The following is a 7,689-nucleotide window of genomic DNA, read 5'->3' as shown; positions in this document are numbered from 1 at the left end:
TTTGCTGGATTGGATGTTGGAGAATCTGTCGGGCATCGAAGTGTGCCGGCAATTACGCAAAGCGGACAACACCGCCAATGTGCCAATCATCATGTTGACGGCACGCGGTGAAGAAGATGACCGTATTCGCGGACTTGAAATCGGCGCTGATGATTATGTCACCAAGCCTTTTTCACCACGCGAATTGGTCGCCCGTGCAAAGGCCGTGCTGCGCCGGGTCCGTCCCGCGCTTGCTGGCGAAGCATTGCGCTTTGGTGACGTCGAAATGGATACGGTCGCGCACAAAGTAAAGCGCGGCGGAAAGCAGGTTCCGCTTGGGCCGACCGAATACCGGTTGCTCAAGCATTTCCTCGAATATCCAGGTCACGTATTCTCGCGTGAGCGCCTTTTAGACAGTGTCTGGGGCCATGACAGCGATATCGAAATACGTACCGTTGACGTCCACATCCGCCGCTTGCGCAAAGCCCTCAATGAGGGCTTTGACAGCGATATCATCCGGACGGTGCGGTCGGCAGGCTATTCGCTCGATCAGGACGCGGTTTAGAACTCCAACTGCATCCGCGCGGCAAGTACATCAACCGAATAGTCGCGCTTATCAACCGCCTGCGTTAAAAGGGGGTCAACTGTCGCGGCCAACGGGCCACCTTCAACATTGACGCGGCCATAGTTCAACATGAAGCGAATATAATCGATTGGGTACCAGTTCAGAGCGAGCAAATAGCTGGTCTGTGTGCCACCCCGTCCAAGCCGCGCATTGACCGCAGCCAGGCTATTGCTGCCCGTCGCAAAGTTGTTCGTCACGCCGTTTTTCAAGGCGTTGCTGTCAAGATCCAGAAAATCATAGCGTGCCGCAATTTGGAACGCGCCAAGGCCCTTTTTATCAATGGGATTCAGTACCTTGGTACGCGCCCACGCGCCGTCCTTGTAACCGCGGGTCTCGCCGGTCAGAAAATAGCCAGCTTCGGCATACATGCCAAAAAAGCTCGGGTCGCCATTTGGCGTAACCGCGCTGTTGCCGCCAGCAAAACTGTTCAATCCGGTTGCAATGTCACCCGCGCGATAGGCATTTACTTTGGTCCATTGGCCTTCGCCGGCAAAATAAAATCCGGGGAAGATGGCCGCCAATTCGACACCTAATATTCGGTCGCTCTTGGCGGCGAAGCTTCCGGTGTCGACAAATCGTACGTCGGTAAGCTGTGTGTTCGGGCGCGCGCGATATCGGGCCAGCTGGTTGGTCGATGGCGTATTTGTCGAAACCGACGCCGTTCCATTGTTGTTGGATGCGAATTCGCGCTGCTGAATGGTTGCACCGAAATGCAGCTGTCCGCCAAACGCCTTTGGCGCATAGGTCAGCCGTCCCGCGCCAATCCAGCCATCATTGTCGAACGAGTTGTCGATGCTGTGGCCGGCAAACAAGCCGACTTCGGCGCGGAGCACATTATCGGAATCACGCCATGCAACCGCGCCACCAAGACGACGGCTGTTTAAAAACGCGTCATTGAATGCAGCGCGCTCTGTAAAGCTGGCGTTGTTGGAACTGGTGATTTGCTCCATCCCGTTCAGCGATTCAAAATTGCCAATCCGAACGCTGAACGGCGTGTTGCTTGGACTGTAGCTCAGGAACGTATCACCAAAGGCAACATTGCCGCCCGCAAAGTCCGCTTCGACCTTATAACCGAAGCCGCCAGGCATATTGCCTTCAGCGCCAAGGCGAACGCGCCGAACGCGGCTATTGAAACCCAGATTGCGGTTGACTGCATAATCGCCGGGTACGCTCACATAGCCTGCATCATAATGGATGCGTCCACGTGGCTTAAAGGTCCAACCACCTTGACCGCTGGTCTCTGGTCCGCCCTTCCACTTTACTTCTGCTACAGGTTTTTTCTCGACCGCATCAACCTTTGCCGCAATTGTTGCCAATTGTGCCTTAAGCGCCGCAACTTCCGCACGCAGCGATTCGACCTCAGATGTGCTGTCCTGCGCATATGCAGGAAACGCGACACATGCCGCCGTTACCAATGCTGTCGTTGCAAACCATTTTATTGCGGAGGTCATAATGTTATCCTTGTTTCAATGGTGACGCTTAGACAGCAATTTTATGTCTTGGGCATGACAGCATTATTTCTCTTTTATGACACTCACCCCAACTTGCTTTACGCTTGCGTCAAGTGGCGCGCCATGCCAAGGCACAGCATGTTTCGGCGGCTTGGCTCGCCCCTGATTATGGAGATATAATATGACCATCAGTTTTAAAGATAAAGTCGCTATTGTGACCGGTGCAGGCGGTGGATTGGGTAAGGCCTATGCGCTTGAGCTCGCCAAGCGCGGCGCGAAAGTGGTGGTCAATGACTTGGGCGGCGCGCGCGATGGCACAGGCACATCCGACGCAGCAGCCCAGGTTGTCGAACAGATTAAGTCAGCTGGCGGTGAAGCCATGGCCAATGGCGGCAGCGTCACCGAATATGAGCAAATGGTCGAAATGGTCGCCAAGGCGAAAGAAGCATGGGGCGGCGTGCATGTGTTGATCAACAATGCCGGAATCCTACGCGACAAGAGCTTTGCCAAGATGGATATGCCCGACTTCAATCTGGTGCTTCAGGTCCATGTCATGGGATCGGCAAACTGCACGAAGGCGGTTTGGGATACGATGCGCGATCAGGCCTATGGCCGCATTTTGATGACCACATCGTCAACGGGTCTATATGGCAATTTCGGCCAAGCCAATTATGGCGCGGCGAAGCTCGGATTGGCTGGATTTACGAAGACGCTTCACCTTGAAGGCGCCAAATATAACGTGCGCGTCAATTCGCTCGCACCTGTTGCGGGCACGCGCATGACCGAAGATATTTTCCCAGAAGGCCTGTTCGAACAGTTCACGCCGGAAAATGTTGTACCAGCCGCATTGTATCTGGTCAGCGAAGATGCCCCAACCAACATGATCATTGGCGCAGGCGGTGGCGGTTATCACGCGGCCTATGTCACGATGACCCCAGGTGTTGCCCTGCGTCAGGAAGACCGCAATGTCGAAGGTTTTGCTGCGGCGTGGGACAAGATTATCGACCGTACGGGTGAAACCGTTCCACAGTCAGGCGGCGAGCAATCCATCGCCGTGATGAAGGCGCTTCAAGCACTCGGCTAATGGCCGTCCAAATATTTCGAAAGAGCCCGGTCTTTGGCCGGGCTTTTTTTATGCGTCGACCAGTTTCATGAGCTTTCGTTCAACAAGCGCAAGGACGGGGCCAAGATCATGTCCGCGTTTCAAAATTGCACCACCCTCGCCGACCAAGGCCCACATGCCTTGGCGGTTGCGCAATGCGGGCCGCTTCTCAATGCGATATTCGGGCCGCTCGGTGGCGCGCCGGAACGCACTGAACACGGCGGCATCGCGGCCAAGATCGATGGCGTAATCGCGCCAGTTACCCGCTGCGACCATCCGCCCGTACAGATTGAGAATCTGGGTTAGTTCGCCTTTGTCGAAACCGATCTGGTTGAGCCGATTGGTTATCGGGAACGGCGTGATGATTGCGCTCAACTGGCCTTGCTTCCCTTGCTCGCACGGGGCTTGACCGGCGTAGCTGCCGGCGTTCCATCACGCTCGGCCATCAGGTCCGCGATACGTTTGCGCAGGGTTTCGATTTCGCACTGCAGGATCTCGAGGCTTTGTGTCGCTGGGTCGAACATCTCGCGGCAAGGCGTGCCATAAGGCATGAAGTCACGTGCATAGGTTTCGGCCTGAACCAATGTCGAGCGCGCCTTTTGACCAATCATCGTGGCGCCGGCAGGAACGTCGTCGGTCACCACGGCCGCAGCGCCAATGCGCGCGCGTTCGCCCACTGTGATTGGGCCAAGGATCTGTGCGCCTGACCCAATGATAACATTATCCAATATTGTGGGGTGCCGTTTACCCGCCATCCCGTTGGTCGGGTTGGTGCCGCCCAAGGTGACGTTCTGGTACATGGTGACATTGTCGCCAATCTCGGCCGTTTCACCAATCACGCTGAAACCATGGTCGAGGAAGAAATTGCTGCCAATCTTGGCGCCGGGGTGAATGTCTATGCCCGTTAGAAACCGGGCGAAATGGTTTACCAACCGCGCAAGAAAGAACATCTGGCCAAGGAACAGCCAATGCGCGACACGGTGATAACCCACGGCCCATACGCCGGGGTACAGCAAGATTTCCCAGCGTGAGCGCGGCGCAGGGTCACGTTCTTTGATCGAGTCCAGATATTCGATGAGATTTGAAATGAACATAGATGACCCTGACGTCCCTACTGGGACCATTGAGCCTCTAAGCTAAGACTTTCAAACGGGCATTTCCAGCAATCTATGAACCTTTTCGCTAAATATTGCTAGAATCATCGTAAAAAACGATTATATGGCCCATAATAATAAACGGGGTCGATTTATGAGCACCTATCTTCCAACACTGAAGCAGCTGCAATATCTGGTCGCACTTCAGGAGCATGGCCATTTCGGTAAAGCCGCGGAATCCTGCTTTGTGACACAGTCCACGCTGTCCGCTGGGATACGCGAGCTGGAGTCGCTGCTTGGCCTGATGCTCGTGGAGCGCACGCGGCGCGTCGTCCGCTTTACGCCGCTGGGCAACAAGATGGTGACCAAGGCGCACCGCATCTTACGCGAAGCGGAAGAGCTCGCCGAAATGGCCCGTTCCGCAGGCAAGCCACTTGCGGATGATTTGCGCATGAGCGTCATCCCGACGATTGCGCCATTCCTGTTGCCGAAGTTGTTACCGGCACTGCGCAAGAAATATCCCGATTTGAAGTTGTACCTGCGGGAGGAAGCGAGCGCAGCTGCGGTCGAAGCATTGCATCATGGTCAGGTCGACTGTGTCCTTTTGGCGCTTCCTTTCCCGGCGGGCGATGTCGAAAAAGCGCATCTGTTTAACGACGCGTTACATGTTGCCTTTCCATTGGATGACCCGCGCGACCCGCCCGAAAGCATTGAACCTGAACTGATCGATGAAAACAGGCTTTTGTTATTAGTGGATGGTCATTGCTTAAAAGACCATGCACTGGCTGCCTGTAACAGGCCGGAGCTGCGCGCAACGGCCATGATGTTGGGCACATCGCTGCACACGCTTGTACAGATGGTGGACAATGGCTTGGGCCTCACCATCATTCCCGAGATGGCCGTCGCGGCCGGTCTATTGAACGGAACCGACGTTCAAGCGCGGCCGTTGAATGCGGACCATGCCACCCGCGAAATTGCGCTGATTTGGCGGACCAACAGCCCGCGCCGTGAGGAGTTCGAATTGCTTGCGGAGTCCCTGCGGGAACTGCACATAACGTAACCGCTGATCCGCAACCGGAGCCGTTAGGACCAGCGTGAAGACCTATCGTCGTCGCTGGATTTGGCATCAACCCAAACGGACGTGCCATCTGCATAATGCTCTTTCTTCCAAAATGGCGCGTCGGTTTTCAGGCGGTCAATCAGGAACGCCGTGGCCTCAAGCGCGTCCGCCCTGTGCCGCGACGCTGCGCCGACAACGACCACGGGTTCGCCCACTGCAACGCGCCCGATCCGGTGCACAATCGCCGCACCAAGCAATGCCCAGCGGGCAAAGGCTTCATCGATTAACTGCATCAGGCTTGATTCCGTCATGCCGGGATAATGCTCAAGCTCAATCGCGGTTATGCCGCCATCGTCCCGCGATATACCCGTAAAACTGGACACAGCACCGCCCCCCAAATCGCTCAGCCCCGCCAGTGCAACCTCCGCGCTGATCGGCTCATCGCTAATAAGGACGCGTTTCATCCGCCGGTCACGGGCGGGAAAATTGCAAGCTCATGCGCCTCGCCAAGCGCGGCATCCAACGGCACCATAGCTTGGTCCAAAGCGAAACGAAGCCGCGATTTGTCTTGAAAGGCCAGTGCGTGGCCGGATGACTGACCAGCCAGCCAGTCAATGGCGTCATGAATATTGCGCACATGTGCCGGCAGATCACATGTTTCGGAGGCCACACCAATGGCCTCGCGAACCGCGGCGAAATAGACCAGCCTCATGCGGTCAATCCATATGCTTTATGCCGACGCGCAGATAATCCCAGCCGGTAATCATCGTCAGCACCGCGGCGATCCACAGCAGCGCCAGTGCGGCTTGCTTCAGCAACATCCAGTCCGGCAAGGCGCCTGCCAAAATGATGCCGCCAAGCGAAACAAGTTGAAACGTCGTTTTCCATTTGGCGAGTTTCGAAACAGGCACGGAAATCTGCAGGCCAGCCAAAAATTCACGCAGGCCCGATACGATCATTTCACGCAGTAAAATGATGAGGGCAGCAATGACATGCCAACCGTCGACATCGCGCGTGAACACCAGCATCAAAATCACAGCGGCGACCATGATCTTATCGGCGATGGGATCAAGAAAAACGCCCAATTTCGATACTGTTCCCTGCGCCCGCGCAAGATAGCCATCGAAATAATCGGTAATCCCCATCAGGCAGTACAATATGAATGCAAAGCCATAATCCAGCGGCACCGGTTGAATGCCTATCTGCTTGGCGCCGGGCCACAGCAAAAAGACGAGGATGGGCACAGCAAGAATGCGCGACAGGGTCAGGATGTTGGGTAAGCTAAGCATCCTATAGCAATAGCGCGATGTGTCAGCAAAATCACGCGGCTATTTCACCGTCACATGAAATGCACTTTGCCATGATACGGCTGGGCCGCTAAGGCTCCGATACCGTCCGCATGGGAAGTGCAAAAACCAATGGCCACGACAATGTCCCTGTTGAACAAGCGCAGATTTTTGCCGCTTTTCGTCACCCAGTTCCTGAATGCCTTCAACGACAATTTTTACAAAATGGCCATGGTCATTTTGGTGACGTACGAGATCTATTCGGACCCGACCCAAGAAGCGAATTTTAACGCCATCGCGGGCGCGCTGTTCATATTACCCTTTTTCCTGTTTTCCGCGCTTGCGGGGCAATTGGCCGATACCATTGAAAAGACGCGCGTCATTCGCATGGTCAAGACAGCCGAGATTTTTATCATGATCTTCGGTGCAGCGGGTATTTACCTGCACAACATACCGATGATGCTCGTCGCATTGTTCGCAATGGGCGTGCATTCCACCTTCTTTGGCCCAATTAAATATGCGATCTTGCCCCAGCATCTTAAAGAAGATGAGGTTTTGGGCGGAACGGGCCTTGTCGAAGCCGGCACCTATCTCGCCATCTTGGGCGGGACGATTGCGGGCGGCATCATTCCAGGAAAGATTGCCGGCGTAGGGATTATCATCGTTGCCATCATCGGACGCGTGACCGCGCAATCTGTTCCGCTAGCACCGCCCGAAAGCGATGCCCCAACCGCAAAAATGGACTGGAACATCTTTCGCAGCAGCTGGCGACTGGTGCGCGACACCATGCACATACCCCGCCTATTTTTGGCGATCATGGCAATCAGCTTTTTCTGGGGCGTTGGCGCTGTCCTTGGATCGATTTTCCCACCCATGGTCAAAAACGCGATCGGTGGCGACAATACTGTCGCAACCTTGTTTACCGCGTTTTTCTCGATCGGCATTGCCATCGGCTCAGTCGCCGTCAACCGCCTGTTGAATGGCACAGTGTCCGCCAAATATGCGCCGATTTCAGTCATCGTCATGGGCCTGTTTGTCTTGGATCTTTGGTGGACGGTCAGCCACTGGCAACCTATCGGGCCAGAGCTGATG

The 7,689-nt window shown here is 55.3% G+C and carries 10 protein-coding genes; 4 read left to right on the top strand and 6 right to left on the bottom strand.

From position 1 onward, the window contains the following. Window positions 1-544 (top strand): winged helix-turn-helix domain-containing protein (locus ACIQ0G_RS08765; protein ID WP_397577580.1); only part of this gene is annotated, 544 nt, incomplete at its 5' end. Here ACIQ0G_RS08765 and ACIQ0G_RS08760 read toward each other — a convergent pair. Further along, window positions 541-2,055, bottom strand: coding sequence for an OprO/OprP family phosphate-selective porin (locus ACIQ0G_RS08760; RefSeq protein WP_397577579.1), 1,515 nt, complete (start codon window positions 2,053-2,055; stop codon window positions 541-543). The genes ACIQ0G_RS08765 and ACIQ0G_RS08760 overlap by 4 nt on opposite strands. A gap of 181 nt (window positions 2,056-2,236) precedes the next feature. Here ACIQ0G_RS08760 and ACIQ0G_RS08755 point away from each other — a divergent pair, with 181 nt between their 5' ends. After that, window positions 2,237-3,139 carry an SDR family NAD(P)-dependent oxidoreductase gene (locus ACIQ0G_RS08755; RefSeq protein WP_183942218.1) on the top strand — a complete coding sequence of 301 codons (903 nt, stop codon included), beginning with the start codon at window positions 2,237-2,239 and terminating at the stop codon, window positions 3,137-3,139. Window positions 3,140-3,187: 48 nt separating this feature from the next. On the opposite strand, the gene ACIQ0G_RS08750 is transcribed toward ACIQ0G_RS08755, so the two are convergent. Beyond that, a complete protein-coding gene (locus ACIQ0G_RS08750; RefSeq protein WP_397577578.1) occupies window positions 3,188-3,532 on the bottom strand; it encodes a DUF2794 domain-containing protein in 345 nt (114 codons plus the stop codon). Further along, entirely contained in the window at window positions 3,529-4,251 is a 723-nt protein-coding gene (gene epsC, locus ACIQ0G_RS08745) for a serine O-acetyltransferase EpsC (protein WP_397577577.1), read from the bottom strand. The genes ACIQ0G_RS08750 and epsC overlap by 4 nt, the downstream gene beginning before the upstream one ends. 154 nt (window positions 4,252-4,405) lie before the next feature. Between epsC and ACIQ0G_RS08740 the strand changes: the two genes are divergently transcribed. Beyond that, window positions 4,406-5,311 (top strand): hydrogen peroxide-inducible genes activator, encoded by a 906-nt coding sequence (locus ACIQ0G_RS08740; protein WP_397577576.1) that lies wholly within the window; start codon window positions 4,406-4,408, stop codon window positions 5,309-5,311. A gap of 23 nt (window positions 5,312-5,334) precedes the next feature. Here the strand turns inward: ACIQ0G_RS08740 and ACIQ0G_RS08735 are convergent, their stop codons facing one another. The 3 genes from ACIQ0G_RS08735 to pgsA are packed head-to-tail and all read right to left on the bottom strand — an operon-like array spanning window position 5,335 to window position 6,600. After that, a complete protein-coding gene (locus tag ACIQ0G_RS08735; RefSeq protein WP_397577575.1) occupies window positions 5,335-5,775 on the bottom strand; it encodes a molybdenum cofactor biosynthesis protein MoaE in 441 nt (146 codons plus the stop codon). Further along, window positions 5,772-6,023, bottom strand: a complete 252-nt coding sequence (locus ACIQ0G_RS08730; RefSeq protein ID WP_397577574.1) for a MoaD/ThiS family protein — start codon at window positions 6,021-6,023, stop codon at window positions 5,772-5,774. Before ACIQ0G_RS08730 ends, ACIQ0G_RS08735 begins: the two co-directional genes overlap by 4 nt. Before the next feature lie 4 nt (window positions 6,024-6,027). Continuing rightward, window positions 6,028-6,600, bottom strand: coding sequence for a CDP-diacylglycerol--glycerol-3-phosphate 3-phosphatidyltransferase (gene pgsA, locus ACIQ0G_RS08725; protein ID WP_397577573.1), 573 nt, complete (start codon window positions 6,598-6,600; stop codon window positions 6,028-6,030). Window positions 6,601-6,729: 129 nt separating this feature from the next. Between pgsA and ACIQ0G_RS08720 the strand changes: the two genes are divergently transcribed. Beyond that, a partial coding sequence (locus tag ACIQ0G_RS08720) for an MFS transporter (RefSeq protein WP_397577572.1) occupies window positions 6,730-7,689 on the top strand: 960 nt, incomplete at its 3' end.

Origin of the sequence: Sphingorhabdus sp., from assembly GCF_044354325.1 — a bacterium.
Lineage (GTDB): Bacteria > Pseudomonadota > Alphaproteobacteria > Sphingomonadales > Sphingomonadaceae > Sphingorhabdus_B.
Note: the sequence above shows the minus strand (reverse complement) of the source record. Positions and strands in the feature narration are given on the sequence as shown.